Origin of the sequence: Streptomyces solicamelliae, from assembly GCF_045348655.1 — a bacterium.
GTDB lineage: Bacteria > Actinomycetota > Actinomycetes > Streptomycetales > Streptomycetaceae > Streptomyces > Streptomyces solicamelliae.
In genome coordinates this window covers 5717145-5732969 of the sequence record NZ_CP160404.1, presented here as the reverse complement: position 1 = coordinate 5732969, position 15825 = coordinate 5717145, and the positions used below count along the sequence as shown (strand labels likewise).

The window sequence follows — 15825 nt, the reverse complement described above, 5'->3', positions numbered from 1 at the left end:
CCGCCGGGCGCTCCCGGATTCACGCTCCGCCGCGCCGCACCGGGCCGCACGTCACCCGGGCGTACCCGCGAGGGTGTGGCTCGATCGCCGTGCGGCGTCCTTGTGGATCGGGGTGTGCGCGCCGGCCAGCGGGGCGCCGCTGCCGCCGCGGCGGTGCGCGACGATCTCCGCGGCGATGGACAGCGCCGTCTCCTCGGGCGTGCGGGCGCCGAGGTCGAGTCCTATCGGGGAGCGCAGCCGGGCGAGTTCCGGCTCGGCGACACCGGCCTCGCGCAGCCGCCGGTCGCGGTCCTCGTGGGTGCGGCGGGAGCCCATCGCGCCGATGTAGGCGACGGGAAGCCGCAGGGCCCGTTCGAGCAGGGGCACGTCGAACTTGGGGTCGTGGGTGAGGACGCAGAGCACGGTACGGGAGTCGAGCCGTCCCGCTTCGGCCTCCGCCGTCAGATAGCGGTGCGGCCACTCGACGACGATCTCGTCGGCGTCCGGGAAGCGGGCGGGGGTGGTGAAGACGGGGCGGGCGTCGCAGACGGTCACCCGGTAGCCGAGGAACGCGCCGACCCGGGTCAGCGCGGCCGCGAAGTCGATCGCGCCGAAGACCAGCATCCGGGGCGCGGGCCGGGAGGACTCGACGAGCAGGGTCACCGGTCGGCCGCAGCGGCTGCCGTCGGCGCCGATCTCCACCGTGCCGGTGCGCCCGGCGTCGAGCAGGGCGAGGGCCTCGCCCGCGGCGGTGCGGTCCAGCTCGCGGTGGCCGCCGAGACCGCCCTCGTACGAGCCGTCGGGCCGGACGAGCAGCGCAGCGCCGCGCAGTTCCTCCGGGCCCTCCACGAGCCGGACCAGCGCCGCCGCCTCGCCGGAGGCCGCGGCGGCCAGGGCGGCGGGGACGACCCCGCCACGGACCGGGGTGACGAGGACGTCGATGGTGCCGCCGCAGGTCAGGCCGACCGCGAAGGCGTCCTCGTCGCTGTAGCCGAACCGCTCGACGACGGTCCTGCCGTCGTCGAGGGCCTGCCGGCACAGGTCGTACACGGCACTCTCCACACACCCGCCGGAGACCGAGCCGATCGCCGTGCCCTCGCCGTCGACGGCGAGGGCGGCTCCCGGTGGCCGGGGCGCACTGCCGCCGACCGCCACGACGGTGGCGACGGCGACATCACGGCCCTGCCGGACCAACGCGTCGAGCTGTTCGGCGATGTCCAGCATCTCGGCCTCTCCTCGCGGGTGACGTGGAGGGCGACGCTATCGGCGTCAGCCGACGCCGAGCCAGCTCTCGATCGGGTGGATGGCGAAGTAGACCAGGAAGATCACGGTCAGGCCCCACATGAAGGCCCCGACCTCCCGCGCCTTGCCCTGCGCGGTCTTGATCACCGCGTAGGAGATCACACCGGCCGCGACACCCGTGGTGATGGTGTAGGTGAACGGCATCAGCACCACGGTGAGGAACACCGGGATGGCGACGGAGCGGTCGCTCCAGTCGACGTGCTTGGCGTTCTGCATCATCATCGCGCCGATGACCACCAGGGCCGCGGAGGCGACCTCGGCGGGGACGATCGCGGTGAGCGGGGTGAAGAACAGGCAGAGGGCGAAGAAGCCGCCGGTGACCACCGAGGCGAGACCCGTACGGGCCCCCTCGCCGACGCCGGTCGCGGACTCGACGAAGACGGTCTGGCCGGAGGCGCCGCCGCCACCGCCGATGATGCCGCCCGCGCCGTCGATGAACAGCGCCTTGGACAGACCCGGCATGCGGCCGCGCTCGTCGGCGAGCTTGGCCTCGGTGCCGACGCCCAGGATGGTGGCCATGGCGTCGAAGAAGCCGGCGAGCACCAGGGTGAACACGATCATGGTGACCGTGATGTAGCCGACGTCGCCCCAGCCGCTGAACGAGACCTGGCCGATCAGCGAGAAGTCGGGTGCGGAGACCGCGCTGCCGTGCAGCTCGGGAGCGCCCGCGAACCAGGAGCCGGCGCCCTTGGCGGGGATGTCGGCGATCGCGTTGACGATCACGGCGACGATCGTGCCGACGACGATGCCGATGAGGATGGCGCCGGGGACGTTGCGGGCCTGCAGCGCGAAGATCAGCAGCAGGGTGACGGCGAAGAGCAGGACGGGCCAGCCCTGGAGTTCGCCGAGCGGGCCCAGGGTCACGGGGCCGCCGCCGGGGGCGGGGTTCTCGTGCACGAATCCGGCCTTCACGAAGCCGATGATGGCGATGAAGAGACCGATGCCGATGGTGATCCCGTGCTTCAGCGCGAGCGGGATCGCGTTCATGATCATCTCACGCAGGCCGGAGACGACCAGGAGACAGATCACGGCGCCGTACGCCACCGACATGCCCATCGCCTGCGGCCAGGTCATCAGCGGGACGACCTGGGAGGCCATCACGCCGGAGACGCTCAGGCCGGCCGCGAGGGCGAGCGGCACCTTGCCCCAGAAGCCCATGAGCAGCGTGGTCGCCGCGGCGCAGAGCGCGGTCGCGGTGATCAGCGCGGGCTGGCTGAGGACGTTGCCGTCCACGTCCTTACCGCCGAGGATCAGCGGGTTGAGCAGGAGGATGTACGCCATCGCCATGAAGGTGGTGACGCCGCCACGCACCTCCGTACCGACGGTGGATCCTCTTTCGGAGATGTGAAAGTACCGGTCGAGCCAAGAACGGCCGGCGGGAACGTTCGAGCCGGAGCCCGCGTCCTCCGCGGCGGTCTTGGGCTCCACAGACGACTGGGTCATGGGGCCTACTCCCAAGGTTCACAGGGGCACCCGCCGCTCTCTGGGGCGGGATTTGGGATATGGAACTGGCTGCACGACCCGGGGGACGGCCCGAGACGAACGGGTGAATCGGTACTGCGGGGAAGGCGGCGGGGTCTCCACTGCTTCGGGGCGGCGCGGATCGTGAGGTTCCGGTGGGGAGGACCGGTCCCGACGTCTGTTCATGTGCCGTTAACGCGGTGTGTGGCCTAGTACACAAGCCGGGATCGCCCGGGTGCAGTCACCGAAACCATGAAGGAGTTGGCTGGTGTCCGGTCTCGTCTTGTAGATTCGAACGAAAGGCGGAGCACTGAGGGCTCGCTGTTTCCCTCCGGAAACATGAGTACCCGATCACCGCCGAGCACCAGACACCTTTGAGACCACTTCCGAGAAGAACGGCGGCGACGAGATGCGGCTGCGCGCACTGCTGGACACCGACGCGCTGGGCCTGCGACTGCTCGGCGGCGAGGACGAGCTCGACCGCACGGTCCGTGGCGTGATGACGACGGACCTGAAGGATCCCAGCCGCTACCTGTCCGGCGGCGAGCTGGTACTCACCGGCCTCGCCTGGTTCCGGGAGCCGGAGGACGCGGAGCCGTTCGTCCGGATCCTTGCGGCCGCCGGCGTGGCCGGGCTGGCGGTCGGCGAGGCGGAGCTGGGCGACATCCCCGACGATCTGGTGCAGGCGTGTTTGCGCCACCGGCTTCCGCTGTTCGCAGTTCACGAGTCCGTTGCGTTCGCGACGATTACGGAGCACGTTGTTCGACAGGTCTCCGGCGAGCGGGCGGGCGACCTGGCGGCCGTCGTCGACCGGCACCGGCGGCTGATGACGTCCGGTCCGGCGGGCGGCGGGCCGGAGGCCGTACTGGATCTTCTGGGCTCCGACCTGGACCTCCGTGCCTGGGTACTCTCCCCCACCGGGCGCCGGATCGCGGGCGCGGGCGAGGCGCTCGACGCCCCCCGCGCGGCCTCCCTGGCCGGGGAGCACCTGGCCGCCACCCGCACCGGGCGGCGCGGTCCGCACCGGGTCTCCGTCGGAGGATCCACCTACTCGCTGTTCCCGATCCGAAACACCGGGCGCGCGGCCACGCCCGCCTCGCGCGACGTACGGGAGACGGTGCTCTCCGACTGGCTGCTGGCCGTCGAGGCGGACGCCGGCGACTGGCCCGCCGCGCGGCTCGATCTACTACAGGGCGTCACCCAGCTGATCGCGGTCGAGCGCGACCGGCGGGACGCGGCGCGCACGGTGCGCCGCCGGCTGGCGCAGGAGGTCCTGGAGCTGGTGCAGACCGGTGCCGCGCCGGCCGAGATCGCGGCGCGTCTGCGGGTCGCCGCGCCGGTCCTGCTGCCCGGTCTGGGCACCGCGCCGCACTGGCAGGTCGTCGTGGCCCGCGTGGAGTGGGACGGCGGGACGGGCCAGGCGGTCGAGGCCGGCCCGGTGGCGCAGGCGCTCCTGGAGGAGATCCTGGTCGACCCCGGGACGACCGGGGCGGAGTCCGCCGACCGGATCGCCGTCGCGCACACCGGCGAGGAGGCGATCGCGCTCGTACCCCTGGCGGCGATGCCGCTGCCGGACAGCGAGGACGAGTCCGCGCCGGAGCTCGGGCTGCACGCGGACGCGCTGCTCGCGGCCGTCCGCGAGCCGCTGACCGCGGGCCTCGCCGACGACGGCCGGCTGACGCTGGGCGTCTCCGCGGCCGTCCACTCGGCGGAGGGGCTGCGCGGCGCCCTGGAGGAGGCCCGGCACGCCCGGCGCGTCGCCGCGGCACGCCCGGGGCGGGTCTGCGCGGCCGGCCACCACGAGCTGGCCTCGCACGTCCTGCTGCTGCCGTTCGTCCCGGACGACGTGCGCCGCGCCTTCACGGCCCGCCTCCTGGACCCGCTGCGGGACTACGACCGCCGCCACCGGGCCGAGCTCATCCCCACCCTGGAGGCCTTCCTCGACTGCGACGGCTCCTGGACCCGCTGCGCGACCCGCCTGCACCTGCACGTGAACACGCTGCGGTACCGGGTGGGCCGGATCGAGCAGCTGACGGGCCGCGACCTGTCCCGTCTGGAGGACAAGCTGGACTTCTTCCTGGCGCTGCGCATGTCGTAGGGCGGTGCGGGGCTTGCGCGCCCGCATTCAGGCCGCGAAGTGGCCCACCAGCAGGGCCAGCCGGCGGTCGTGGGCCTCCGCGGGAAGACGGCCGCTGCGGGTCAGGGCCGCCAGGCCGTGGAGGCTCGCCCAGTAGGTCTCCGTGAGGAGACCGATGTCCTCGCCGGGGGCCGCCGTCGGCGCGACGGCGAGGCGGAGTTCGTCGAACCCCGCCTGCAGTTCGGCGGGGACGTCGGCGGTGGCGAACGGCAGGTCCACGGAGAGCGTGAACATCGCGTCGTACAGCGCGGGCCGCTGCCGGGCGAACGCCGTGTACGCCTCGCCGACCGCGGCCAGCGCGCCGCGCGCGTCGTCCGCGCCCGTACGCGCGTCGCGCAGCGCCGTCGCCAGCTCGGCGAACGCCTGCACCGCGACCGCCGCCATGATCGCCTCCTTGCCCTTGAAGTGGCTGTAGAGGACCGGCTGGCTGTACTCGACCTCCGCGGACAGGCGCCGCGTGGTCACCGCGTTCCACCCCTCCGTCTCCGCCACCCGCCGCGCGGCCGCCACGATCAGCCGCTCCCGCTCCGCCCGCTCGCGCTCCCGGCGCGTCCGAATCGTCATAGCCGAAATTCTAGCAGCGCTAGAATTCCTGCCACTGCGACTGCTAGCGTCACTCTCACCGCTAGCGCCGCTAGCAGTCAGAGCGAGCCCAAGGAGAGACCCGTCATGACCGTGACCGCGTACACCCTCGCCGTCGTCCTCGACCTGTTCGTCGTCTACATCGGAGCGCGCTTCCTCCTCCAGCCCGCCCCGTCCGCCGCCGGCTACGGCGTCCCGGCCTCCCCGAGCGGCGGCGACCCCGCGTACCTGACCGTCAAGGGCCTCCGCGACCTCGCCTTCGGCCTCCTGGGCCTGGCCCTCCTGGCCTTCGCCGGCGCCCGCGCCGAGGCGTGGTTCATGCTGCTCGTCGCGCTCGTGCCGCTCGGCGACACGCTGATAGTCCTCCGCAACGGCGGCAAGAAGGCGGTGGCCTTCGGCATCCACTTCGCCACCGCCGCGGTGGTCCTCCTCAGCGCGGCCCTCCTGTTCGCCGTCTGAACCCCGGCACGTGACAGGCACACACCCCTGCCCGTCCTGTCACCCGACGCGGTACTCGATGTGGAGTTCGCGTGCGTTGCCGAGGGTGCCGTCGTCGCTGTGGAGGCGGGTGCAGACGTGCGGGTCGGTGGAGCGGGGGCCCTCGCGGGCGACTTCCAGGAAGCGGCCGGCGGTATCGCGGAAGACCTTCGCGCTGCCGGTCATGAACAGCGTCTCGGCGTGCAGGTGCTGGTGGAAGAGGTCGCGGTTCTCGCGGTGGTGGCGGGTCACGTGGTCGATCGCCGTGGCGCCGTCGTGCTCGGCCTCGGGCAGCCTCACGGTCTGCGGGCGGCCGGGGCCGAGGCGGCCGCGGAGCTGCTTCCAGCGCGCGGGGGCGAACTGGAGCGAGTGGTGCAGGAGCACGAGGCCGAGCAGCCGGGGGGCCGCGTCGTCCGGCACCTCCTCGGCCGGTGGGCGGTTGGCGCGCATCGGCACGTGAACCAGCGAGCGGGGCGAACGCGCGGCGAGCAGCCACAACCCGGCGACGCTTCGAGCGGCGTCCTCGTCCACGTAGAGGTCCAGGTACCGGTCGCGGTCGACCAACGCGGCACCGGCCGGCGGCCGGGCGGGCCGGACGACCCTGAACTCCTCGGCTCCCAGACGGGCCTGATGGACGAGAACGGCTAGCTTCATCGGTACTCCGGTGTGGTCGCGTGCGGTCAGGCCGGCGGAGGACGGTCAGCCCCGGGCGAACCGGACGTCGACCGCGCCACCGGGGATCAACGGCCGACGGGGATCGTCGAATTATCCGTCGCCGCGGACTCCGTACGGCGCCCCCGCCCCGCCTCCTCGGGGTCAGGTCCGTCCGGACATCCCGCGCGAACCCCGGGCCGCGGCCGGGAACGTCTCCGCCGTGATCTCGTCGGCGGCCTCGTCCCCGAGTCTGCGGCCGCAGAAGTGGTGGATGTCCGCGGCGTACCGGTGGTACAGCTCGGCGAACAGCTCCGGGTGCGCGAAGGACCGGACGACGACCGCGGCATCGCCGTTCTCGTCACGCTCCAGTGGATCGTTCAACGTGGCCTCCGTTTCCGACGTGCCGGCGCGTGTGCTCACGCGCTGCCCGCAGTCGTTGTTGCCCGGAGGCGCCGAAGGGGTTCACAAGATCGCACCGACCGGTAATTCATGTTCGATTACCGGTAAGTGAACGGTGATTGTGAATTGATTCACCTAACCTCTTGGCCGAGCCCGCCCGTTCATGCTGAGATTCGATCTGACTCAACAGCTCAATGGCGCGCTCGGGGAGGGCAATGTGGCGGACACCGCCATGTCTGGTTCCGGTTCCGAATCAAGGGATGGCGACGATCCGTCCCTCGCACATGGCAAGGAGACGCCCGTGCAGACCGCCATATGGCGGCTGCGCTCCCGTGGTTGCTGGACCGACGCGGCCGCGCTGCTCCTCCCGCACACGGACGATCCGGCCGCCGCGCTGCAGCGTGCCGCGCTGCTGATCGAGCGGTGTCTGTACACGGAAAAGGGCTGGGCGGAGGCCGAGGAGGCGCTGCGGGCGGCCGAGGCGGTGGCCCAGGACGACGAGGAGCGCGGGGCGGCCGCCTGCGAGCGGGGGTATCTCGCGTACGCCTCCACGCTGTTGGGCGTCCGTGACCGGGCCGACGAGGCACGGGCCGCGCTGGGCCGGGCGGCCGCGCTGATCGGGCCCTCGGCGCAGGGACGGCCGCTGCTGGACTTCCGGCGCGGCCTGATCGCGCAGAACCTCGGCGACTCGCCGCAGGCGGCGCGCGCCGCGTACCGGAGGGCACACGCGGGCGCGACCGCGCAGAACGACACGCTGCTGCTCTCCTCCACCTGGCGTCATCTCGCCGGAATCGCCCTGCACGAGGGCGAGTTGGCGGAGGCCCGGCACGGCTTCGCCGAGTCGCTGCGGATCCGGGAGGAGCTCGGCTATCTCGTCGGTACGGCCCCGGCGCTCGCCTCGCTCGCGGCGACCGAGACCGAGCCGGAGGCCGGGCGGCTGCGGGCCGAGGCGCGCCGGCTGTTCCATCTGCTCGGCGGGGTGCCGACGTGGCTGGCCGCGCATTTGTCCGCGCGGCCGGCGGTCTGAGGCCCGGAAGGGGAAGCGGGAGAGAAACGCATGATCGCGGGGCGCGGAAAGGACGACGAGGTGCCCGAGCCCGGTGCTCCCTGGAGCGAGATCATTCCGGGGCTGTGGATGGGCGGGCACTTCTGGGACGATGGTTCGGGAATTCCCCGGCCGGCCGTCGCGAGGAGTGAATTCTCGCTGGTCGTGAGTATGTTCACTCGTTCGGGTCATGGTCCGGACGACGGAGTGGATCATCTCGTCCATGAAATCCCCGACAGTCCGCTGACGTTCGAACAACTGGGGTCGGTACGGGAGGCGGCCGCGCGCACCGCGGCCGCGGTCCGGGAGAACCGGCCCACGCTCGTCCGCTGTTTCGCCGGATACAACCGCTCCGGTCTGGTCGTCGCGCAGGCGCTCGTGGAGCTGGGGCTCGACGCGGAGGAGGCCGTCGCGCTGATCCGGCGGCGGCGGTCGCGGTGGTCACTGCACAACCAGGTGTTCGTGCAGTACCTGGAGACCGGGCTCGACGTCGCGCAGTTGCTGACGGGGCTCGACTCGCCGGCTCCCTGACGGCCCGTCAGCCCGTCCGCAGCAGGATCAGCGACTCGTCCGTGCCCACCACCGCCGTGCCGTCCGGCACGAGCGCCACGGCACGCACCGGCGGGCCCGGGCGGAACGGCACCGGGGCCGGGCCGCCGGGGCGGTGCAGTTCGACGAGGCCGTCCGCCCAGGCGACCAGCAGCAGCGGGCCGTCCGGGCCGGGGGCGGCGGCCAGCGCGACGACCGCGCAGGCGCGCTCCGCGACGGGCGCCGGGCGCGGGGTGCAGCCGGGGCGCCAGGTCCGGACCGCGCCGTCCGCGCCGCCGCTGCAGGCCAGCGGGGACGGACCGGCGACGTACGCCAGGGCGGTCACCCGTCCGGCGTGCAGGGCGGCCTGGTGGACGCCGTCGATGCCGAAGGCGTGGACCGAGCCCATCCGGTCGCCCACCAGGACGGCGCCGTCGGCGGTGGTCAGCGCGGTGCCCGGGTGCACGGCCAGGGTGTCGGCGACGGCGCGCGTGAGCCAGCTCCCGGGGCCCCGCTCGCTACGCAGCCGGCCCCGCTCGTCCAGCAGGAGCAGCGTGCCGTCGTCGAGGGCGGCGAGGGACCGGGGGCGTCGTACGGCGGTGGTGACCGCTTCGGCGGCGGGGGCGGCGTCGAGCGCGTCCAGGACGTGCACGGTCCCGAGGTCGTCCGCCAGCAGCAGCCGCCCGTCGCCGTCCACGGCCAGCGCGGCGGCGGCCCCCGGCCAGGCGGGGGCGCGGTCGCCCCGGACCCGCGCGGCGACGAGCCACCAGGGCTCGTCCGCGGCCAGCGCGGTCAGCTCGGCCCTGAGCCCCGGGTCGGCGTCCTCCCCGAGCGCGGTGAGCAGCGCGAAGGCGCGAACGCCGGCGGGCACGTCGCGCACGACCGCCTGCCCCGCCCGCAGCCAGGCCGGCCCCAGGCCCCCGTACGCGGCCGCCTCACGGTCGTACGCCACGGTGACGTACCGCGGATCCGCCGCGCAGACGGCGCCGGCGGCCCCGAGATCCAGCCCTTCGCCGAGATCCTCCGGCCGCCGCGCACCGGGCAGGGAGGAACGGGGGTCCTGCTCCACCGTCACCGCCGAGGCCGCCGACGTCCCGCGCACGGGCGCGACAGGCGCGACAGACGAGGCGGACGGGGCAAGCTCGCCCGATCCGGGAGTCACGCCCTCGGCCGACGGCTGCCCCTCGCCGCCCGGCACGGCCGGCCCCGCGCCGACCGGCACGCGCACCGGCGCCGCGGGCGAGGCCGGCGGAGGCACGGCGCGCCGCAGCGGCGCGACGCTCTCCCCCGGCACGGGCACGTCGTCCATCAGGCTCGTCAGGTCGTCGTCCTCCGGCCCGTGGGCCCGCTCCAGTTCCTCCAGCAGGATCGCCGGGCCCTGGGAGAGCCGGGGCGTCAGCGGGTCCGGGGACTCGACCAGGAGGCGAAGGCAGCCCAGGTCGGCGAGGGAGAGGATGAGTTCCGCCAGGCCCTTCGGATCGTCCGCGTCCCCGAGGCCGGGCAGGGCCAGGGTGCGGCGGCGGCCCTCCGACAGGAGGGCCGTCAGGAGCTCCGCCGGGGTGCGCGCGGCGACGCCCAGCGTGTTGGCCAGCGACCAGACCGCGCCAGGCACGCCGAGCCCCGCGAGCGACAGGACCGTCACGCCGGGCAGCCGCACCGGCGGCAGCTCGGGGACCAGGCAGAGCCGGGGTGCGCGCGGGTCGGCGAGCCAGGCGCGCAGAAGAGCCTCGGGCAAGGGGCGTCAGCCTTCCGATCCGGTGAAGTGCTCCCGTACGAGGGACCGTACGACGGGCAGGTCCTGCGCGATCAGCGCGTCCAGCAGCGCGCTGTGCTCCGCGGCGTCCGCCACGAGGTCCGCGTGGCGGGCCACCGGCGCACTGGCCAGCGGCCACTGGGAGCGCCGGTGCAGGTCGTCCGCGACGGCCACCAGCTGGGCGTTGCCGGACAGCGCGAGCACCGCGCGGTGGAAGGCGCGGTCGGTCTCCGCGTAGTGCGCCCGGTCGCCGCGTGCCGCGGCGGCCCCCGTCGCCTCGGCCAGCGGCCGCAGCTCGCGCCAGCGGTCCGCCGGGACCGTGCGGGCCAGGTCCAGCATCACCGGGACCTCGATCAGGGCCCGTACCGCCGCCAGCTCGGCCAGCTCCCGGGGAGTGCGTTCGGTCACCCGGAAGCCGCGGTTCGGGACGACCTCCACCGCGCCCTCCAGGGCCAGCTGCTGCATGGCCTCGCGCACCGGGGTCGCCGACACGCCGAAGCGCTCGCCGAGCACGGGCGCGGAGTACACCTCGCCGGGGACCAGCTCGCCGCCGACGAGCGCGGTGCGCAGGGCGTCGAGGATCTGTCCGCGTACGGAATGCCGGCGCACGACCCGCGCGGCGGGCGCGGGCGGCTCGCTGTGGGTGTGCTCACCACGCACCTGCTCCGGCACCCGGGGCGCGACGTCGGCGCCGCCGTACGCGGCGTACGGCTGCTCCGCCGCACGCTCGCGCGCTCTGCCCTGCTCCACCCGGGTCCTCCTGCGGCCTCGTGCCGAGCCCGGCTCGCGGTACCGGGTTCCCCTGTGCACCATAGGCGGACAGACCGGGAGTTCAAACATCGAAGGCGTCGGGTAAGGTAAGGCTAACCTGCTAACGATCGCGATTCGGTGGTCCCTGAATGGCCGTCCCCACGCTGCTCCCCGCCGTGCCCGCAGTCCCCGCCTCCCCGGTCGCGGCCGCGTACGCCCGGCTCGCCGAGGTGTTCCCCGGGCTGCGGATAGAGGAGCTCGGGCCCGGCGAACGCGCCCCGCGCGGCGGCGGCTGGGTCGGCGCGGACGAGCTCGCGGCCGGCGGCCCCGCGCTCGACGCGTTCCTCGCCTGGGACGACGCGCAGGTGCTGCGCGACTACGGCGCACAGGCCCGGCCCGACGTGGTCGCCAGCTTCGGACTGCACCGGTACGCCTGGCCCGCCTGTCTGCTGGTGACGATCCCCTGGTTCCTGCACCGCCGGGTGCCCCGGATCCCCGTCGCGGACGTGGCCTACCAGCGGGCGCGCGGCCGGATGACCGTCCGCGTCGCCGACTTCGCCTGCCTGTCGGGCGACCCGGCCGCGGCGCTGCCCGGCGCGCGGGTCGTGCCGGACGAGGAGGCCCTGCGCGCCGAGGTCCGCGCGGCCCTGGCCGAGCACCTCGAGCCGGTCCTGGCGGGCTTCGGGCCCCGGATGCGGCGCGGGCGGCGGGCCCTGTGGGGCATGGCGACGGACGAGATCGTCGAGGGCCTCTGGTACCTCGGCACGCTGCTCGGCGAGGAGCCGCGCGCCATGGCGGAGCTGGAGCTGCTGCTGCCGGGCACGGCGAAGCCGTACGTGGGGTCCGCGGGCTTCCGCGAGCTGGCCGGGCCGGACGGGGCGGCGCTGCCGACCCGGGACCGGGCGAGCTGCTGCCTGTTCTACACGCTGCGTCCCGAGGACACCTGCGTGACCTGCCCGCGCACCTGCGACGCGGAGCGGCTGCGGCGGCTCACCGCCGCCGCCTGATCCACGGACAGGCTCACCCGTCCCGGGGTACTTCATGCCACCCGTCCGGGTGGCATGAATCGAACGTAACTCGTGCGTCCAGTACGGCAGTTCGAGTAGATCGCACCTATTCGTATGCCTCGCCGCCTCATTGGCGTGCTCTTGCTCCGAAACCCCCTGAGGAGCCCCGGCCTTCGGTCAATATGGGCGGCCGAAACGCCTTACGCGATGCAAGGGACACCGCATGAGACTGACCGACATATCGCTGGACTGGCTGCTTCCGGGCGGGGTGATGCTCGTCGGAGTCCTGACGGCGGTTGCGGTGCTCGCGCGCGGGAAGCGCGCCGGTGACCAGGCCGCGGCCGAGGACTCCTGGGAGCGCAGCGAGGAGCGCCGCCGCCGCAAGGAGGCGATCTACGGCACCGCCTCCTACGTCCTGCTGTTCTGCTGCGCGGCCGTCGCCGCCGCGCTCTCGTTCCACGGTCTGGTCGGCTTCGGCCGGCAGAACCTGAACCTCACCGGCGGCTGGGAGTACCTCGTCCCGTTCGGCCTCGACGGCGCGGCGATGTTCTGCTCGGTGCTCGCCGTCCGCGAGGCCAGCCACGGCGACGCGGCCCTCGGCTCCCGGCTCCTCGTCTGGACCTTCGCCGGCGCGGCCGCCTGGTTCAACTGGGTGCACGCCCCGCGGGGCCTGGGCCACGACGGCGCCCCGCAGTTCTTCGCCGGCATGTCGCTGTCGGCGGCGGTCCTCTTCGACCGGGCCCTCAAGCAGACCCGCCGGGCGGCGCTCCGCGAGCAGGGCCTGGTGCCCCGCCCGCTGCCGCAGATCCGTATCGTCCGCTGGCTGCGGGCCCCCAGGGAGACCTTCGCGGCCTGGTCGCTGATGCTCCTGGAGGGCGTCCGCACCCTGGACGAGGCGGTCGACGAGGTGCGCGAGGACCGGCGGGAGAAGCAGCAGAACCGGATGCGCCGGCGCGAGCAGCAGAAGCTGGACCGGGCCCGGCTCCGGGCCATCAGCGGCCAGCACCGGGCGTTCGGCCTCGGCCGGGGCGGCCGTCAGGTCGTGGTGCCTCCGCTGGCCGCGGGTGCGGCGCCGCTGGCCCCCGGCACGGCCTCCGCGGCGACGGGCGTCGGCCCGTCCGTCGCGGAGCCCGCCATAGCCGACCCGACCGACCCCGGACAGCTGCCGCTCCGGCCCCGGCCCTCCCTGCAGGCCGTACGGGGCGCCGAGTCCCGGACGGTGGACCTCACCGCCGAGGACGACACCCAGACACTGCCCCGGCTCGACTCCCTGGAGCGCAAACTCGCCGATCTGGAGCAGCAGTTCGGGTGAGCCCCCGCCCGGAGACGACTCGTCGGCGCGGCACGCTCACGCGGCCGCGCCGACGAGTTCGAACCAGACGACCTTCCCGGGCCCCGAGGCCCTGATCCCCCAGGCGTCGGCCAGGGCCTCGACCAGGACCAGCCCCCGGCCGTGTGTGGACTCGTGGGCGACGGGTCCCTCCCCGGCGGCCGGGCCGTGCGTACCGCTGTCGGCGTGCGGTGCGTACGGCTCCGGCAGTTCGGGGACAAAGTCCCGTACCTCCACCCGCAGGGTGTCCCGGGTGTCGGGGACGACGGTGGCGGTCACCACCGCTCCCCGGTCGGTATGGATCAGCGCATTGGTCACCAGTTCACTGGTGAGCAGCTCCGCGACGTCGCTGGCTCCGGGTTCGCCCCAGTGCCGGAGCATCGTCCGCAGGGCACGTCTCACCTCCGGTATCGCCGCTATCTCGGCGCAACCCACCTTTCTGCGCAGTTGAGTCGGTCGCCCTGCCTCCCCGTTCATAACCCCCACCCACACGTCGGAACGACCCTTTCTCTCGAACACGCTCACGGGGATGCATGCCCCGACAGAACGCCCGCATTCCTGACCGATCGCCGACGAGCGGATGCATCGGGGTAAGTCGCTCCACCACGGCGCACGCCGGGAGTTCAGGGACGGGGCACATGGCGCAGATTCGAGCGGGCCATCTGGAGCATCCGGCCGACCCCGCCGTCCAGCACGATCTTGCTCGCGGAGAGCGCGAAGCCGGACACCATCTCGGCACTGATCTTCGGCGGGATGGACAGCGCGTTGGGGTCGGTGACCACGTCCACCAGGGCCGGGCCGCGGTGCTTGAAGGCGTCCTTCAGCGCGCCCGCCAGGTGCTTGGGCTTCTCGACCCGTACGCCGAAGGCGCCGCAGGCGCGGGCGACGGCGGCGAAGTCGGGGTTGACGTTGGTCGTCCCGTAGGAGGGCAGCCCGGAGACCAGCATCTCCAGCTCGACCATGCCGAGGGACGAGTTGTTGAACAGCACCACCTTCACCGGCAGGTCGTACTGGACGAGGGTGAGGAAGTCGCCCATCAGCATGGAGAATCCGCCGTCGCCGGACATCGACACGACCTGCCGCCGCCGGTCGGTGAACTGCGCCCCGATCGCCTGCGGCAGCGCGTTGGCCATCGAGCCGTGGGTGAACGAACCGATGATCCGGCGCCGGCCGTTGGGCGAGAGATAGCGCGCCGCCCAGACGTTGCACATCCCCGTGTCGACGGTGAACACGGCGTCGTCGTCGGCGAGTTCGTCGAGGACGGAGGCGACGTACTCGGGGTGGATCGGGACGTGCTTCTCGACCTTGCGGGTGTACGCCTTGACCACGGTCTCCAGCGCGTCGGCGTGCTTCTTCAGCATCCGGTCCAGGAAGCGGCGGTCGGTCTTGGCCCGGACCCGCGGGATCAGACAGCGCAGGGTCTCGCGGACGTCGCCCCAGACGGCCAGGTCCAGCGTGGAGCGCCGGCCGAGGCGCTCGGGCCGGACGTCCACCTGGACGATCTTCACGTCGTCGGGCAGGAAGGCGTTGTACGGGAAGTCGGTGCCGAGCAGGATCAGGAGTTCGCACTCATGGGTGGCCTCGTAGGCGGCGCCGTAGCCCAGGAGTCCGCTCATGCCGACGTCGAAGGGGTTGTCGTACTGGATCCACTCCTTGCCGCGCAGGGCGTGCCCGACCGGCGCCTTGATGCGCTCGGCGAACTGCATGACCTCGGCGTGCGCGCCGGCGGTGCCGCTGCCGCAGAACAGCGTCACCCGGTCGGCCGAGTCGATCAGCCGGACGAGGGCGTCGATCTCGGTGTCACCGGGCCGGACGGTCGGCCGGGTGGTGACCAGGGCGGTCTCGACGGACTGCTCCGGCGCCTGCTGGGAGGCGATGTCGCCGGGCAGCGCGACGACCCCGACCCCGCCCTGTCCGACCGCGTGCTGGATCGCGGTCTGCAGCACGCGGGGCATCTGGCGCGGGTTGGAGATCAGCTCGCTGTAATGACTGCACTCGCGGAACAGCTGGTCGGGGTGGGTCTCCTGGAAGTAGGAGAGGCCGATCTCGCCGGACGGGATGTGCGAGGCGAGGGCGAGCACCGGGGCCATGGAGCGGTGAGCGTCGTAGAGGCCGTTGATCAGGTGCAGGTTGCCGGGGCCGCAGGAGCCGGCGCAGGCGGCGAGCTTCCCGGTGAGCTGCGCCTCGGCGCCGGCCGCGAACGCGGCGGTCTCCTCGTGCCGGACCTGGATCCAGTCGATGCCGGAGTGGCGGCGGATCGCGTCGACGACCGGGTTGAGGCTGTCGCCGACGACCCCGTAGAGCCGCTGGACCCCGGCGCGTACGAGGATGTCGACGAACTGTTCTGCGACGTTCTGTCTGGCCATGGGTCCATCAACCCACGGGCCGAGGGATCGCGCCTGTGCGGTTACGCCTCCCAGA

The 15825-nt window shown here is 73.4% G+C and carries 15 protein-coding genes; 6 read left to right on the top strand and 9 right to left on the bottom strand.

Annotated features, from left to right (window positions below):
- Nucleotides 1-51: 51 nt before the first annotated feature.
- A complete protein-coding gene (locus ABZO31_RS26430; protein ID WP_406863783.1) occupies nt 52-1203 on the bottom strand; it encodes an XdhC family protein in 1152 nt (383 codons plus the stop codon).
- Nucleotides 1204-1248: 45 nt separating this feature from the next.
- Complete coding sequence (locus tag ABZO31_RS26425; RefSeq protein WP_406863782.1) at nt 1249-2724, bottom strand: NCS2 family permease; 1476 nt, start codon at nt 2722-2724, stop codon at nt 1249-1251.
- A gap of 427 nt (nt 2725-3151) precedes the next feature.
- Here ABZO31_RS26425 and ABZO31_RS26420 point away from each other — a divergent pair, with 427 nt between their 5' ends.
- Nucleotides 3152-4840: a PucR family transcriptional regulator gene (locus ABZO31_RS26420; protein WP_406863781.1), complete on the top strand. Its 1689-nt coding sequence runs from the start codon at nt 3152-3154 to the stop codon at nt 4838-4840.
- A 27-nt stretch (nt 4841-4867) separates the two neighbouring features.
- On the opposite strand, the gene ABZO31_RS26415 is transcribed toward ABZO31_RS26420, so the two are convergent.
- Entirely contained in the window at nt 4868-5443 is a 576-nt protein-coding gene (locus ABZO31_RS26415) for a TetR/AcrR family transcriptional regulator (protein WP_406863780.1), read from the bottom strand.
- Between the two features lie 105 nt (nt 5444-5548).
- Between ABZO31_RS26415 and ABZO31_RS26410 the strand changes: the two genes are divergently transcribed.
- Nucleotides 5549-5920 carry a DUF4267 domain-containing protein gene (locus tag ABZO31_RS26410; RefSeq protein ID WP_406863779.1) on the top strand — a complete coding sequence of 124 codons (372 nt, stop codon included), beginning with the start codon at nt 5549-5551 and terminating at the stop codon, nt 5918-5920.
- A gap of 39 nt (nt 5921-5959) precedes the next feature.
- Here ABZO31_RS26410 and ABZO31_RS26405 read toward each other — a convergent pair whose 3' ends face one another.
- Nucleotides 5960-6592, bottom strand: coding sequence for a hypothetical protein (locus tag ABZO31_RS26405; protein ID WP_406863778.1), 633 nt, complete (start codon nt 6590-6592; stop codon nt 5960-5962).
- 162 nt (nt 6593-6754) lie between these two features.
- Nucleotides 6755-6973, bottom strand: coding sequence for a hypothetical protein (locus tag ABZO31_RS26400; protein ID WP_406863777.1), 219 nt, complete (start codon nt 6971-6973; stop codon nt 6755-6757).
- A gap of 250 nt (nt 6974-7223) precedes the next feature.
- On the opposite strand from ABZO31_RS26400, the gene ABZO31_RS26395 reads away from it, so the two are divergent.
- Nucleotides 7224-8018, top strand: coding sequence for a hypothetical protein (locus ABZO31_RS26395; RefSeq protein ID WP_406865476.1), 795 nt, complete (start codon nt 7224-7226; stop codon nt 8016-8018).
- Nucleotides 8019-8048: 30 nt separating this feature from the next.
- Nucleotides 8049-8567, top strand: coding sequence for a protein-tyrosine phosphatase family protein (locus ABZO31_RS26390; protein ID WP_406863776.1), 519 nt, complete (start codon nt 8049-8051; stop codon nt 8565-8567).
- Between the two features lie 7 nt (nt 8568-8574).
- On the opposite strand, the gene ABZO31_RS26385 is transcribed toward ABZO31_RS26390, so the two are convergent.
- Together ABZO31_RS26385 and ABZO31_RS26380 are read right to left on the bottom strand one after the other, a co-directional pair.
- Nucleotides 8575-10299 carry a hypothetical protein gene (locus ABZO31_RS26385; RefSeq protein ID WP_406863775.1) on the bottom strand — a complete coding sequence of 575 codons (1725 nt, stop codon included), beginning with the start codon at nt 10297-10299 and terminating at the stop codon, nt 8575-8577.
- A gap of 6 nt (nt 10300-10305) precedes the next feature.
- On the bottom strand, nt 10306-11067 hold the full coding sequence (locus tag ABZO31_RS26380; protein ID WP_406863774.1) for a GntR family transcriptional regulator: 762 nt from the start codon (nt 11065-11067) through the stop codon (nt 10306-10308).
- Between the two features lie 149 nt (nt 11068-11216).
- Between ABZO31_RS26380 and ABZO31_RS26375 the strand changes: the two genes are divergently transcribed.
- Nucleotides 11217-12074: a (2Fe-2S)-binding protein gene (locus ABZO31_RS26375; protein ID WP_406863773.1), complete on the top strand. Its 858-nt coding sequence runs from the start codon at nt 11217-11219 to the stop codon at nt 12072-12074.
- A 223-nt stretch (nt 12075-12297) separates the two neighbouring features.
- The gene (locus ABZO31_RS26370) at nt 12298-13386 is read left to right on the top strand and encodes a DUF2637 domain-containing protein (protein ID WP_406863772.1); all 1089 of its coding nucleotides are present in this window, start codon (nt 12298-12300) and stop codon (nt 13384-13386) included.
- 36 nt (nt 13387-13422) lie between these two features.
- On the opposite strand, the gene ABZO31_RS26365 is transcribed toward ABZO31_RS26370, so the two are convergent.
- Both ABZO31_RS26365 and ABZO31_RS26360 read right to left on the bottom strand, forming a co-directional pair.
- Nucleotides 13423-13881, bottom strand: coding sequence for an ATP-binding protein (locus ABZO31_RS26365; RefSeq protein WP_406863771.1), 459 nt, complete (start codon nt 13879-13881; stop codon nt 13423-13425).
- Between the two features lie 146 nt (nt 13882-14027).
- Nucleotides 14028-15770 carry a pyruvate dehydrogenase gene (locus ABZO31_RS26360; RefSeq protein WP_406863770.1) on the bottom strand — a complete coding sequence of 581 codons (1743 nt, stop codon included), beginning with the start codon at nt 15768-15770 and terminating at the stop codon, nt 14028-14030.
- Nucleotides 15771-15825: the final 55 nt, after the last annotated feature.

Excerpts from the sequence above, each read along its gene's own strand:
- ABZO31_RS26430 (WP_406863783.1), bottom strand. The coding sequence starts at position 1,203 with ATGCTGGACATCGCCGAACAGCTCGACGCGTTGGTCCGGCAGGGCCGT.
- ABZO31_RS26420 (WP_406863781.1), top strand. The coding sequence starts at position 3,152 with ATGCGGCTGCGCGCACTGCTGGACACCGACGCGCTGGGCCTGCGACTG.
- ABZO31_RS26375 (WP_406863773.1), top strand. The coding sequence starts at position 11,217 with ATGGCCGTCCCCACGCTGCTCCCCGCCGTGCCCGCAGTCCCCGCCTCC.
- ABZO31_RS26425 (WP_406863782.1), bottom strand. The coding sequence starts at position 2,724 with ATGACCCAGTCGTCTGTGGAGCCCAAGACCGCCGCGGAGGACGCGGGC.
- ABZO31_RS26360 (WP_406863770.1), bottom strand. The coding sequence starts at position 15,770 with ATGGCCAGACAGAACGTCGCAGAACAGTTCGTCGACATCCTCGTACGC.
- ABZO31_RS26365 (WP_406863771.1), bottom strand. The coding sequence starts at position 13,881 with ATGAACGGGGAGGCAGGGCGACCGACTCAACTGCGCAGAAAGGTGGGT.
- ABZO31_RS26370 (WP_406863772.1), top strand. The coding sequence starts at position 12,298 with ATGAGACTGACCGACATATCGCTGGACTGGCTGCTTCCGGGCGGGGTG.
- ABZO31_RS26415 (WP_406863780.1), bottom strand. The coding sequence starts at position 5,443 with ATGACGATTCGGACGCGCCGGGAGCGCGAGCGGGCGGAGCGGGAGCGG.
- ABZO31_RS26395 (WP_406865476.1), top strand. The coding sequence starts at position 7,224 with ATGTCTGGTTCCGGTTCCGAATCAAGGGATGGCGACGATCCGTCCCTC.
- ABZO31_RS26405 (WP_406863778.1), bottom strand. The coding sequence starts at position 6,592 with ATGAAGCTAGCCGTTCTCGTCCATCAGGCCCGTCTGGGAGCCGAGGAG.
- ABZO31_RS26410 (WP_406863779.1), top strand. The coding sequence starts at position 5,549 with ATGACCGTGACCGCGTACACCCTCGCCGTCGTCCTCGACCTGTTCGTC.
- ABZO31_RS26390 (WP_406863776.1), top strand. The coding sequence starts at position 8,049 with ATGATCGCGGGGCGCGGAAAGGACGACGAGGTGCCCGAGCCCGGTGCT.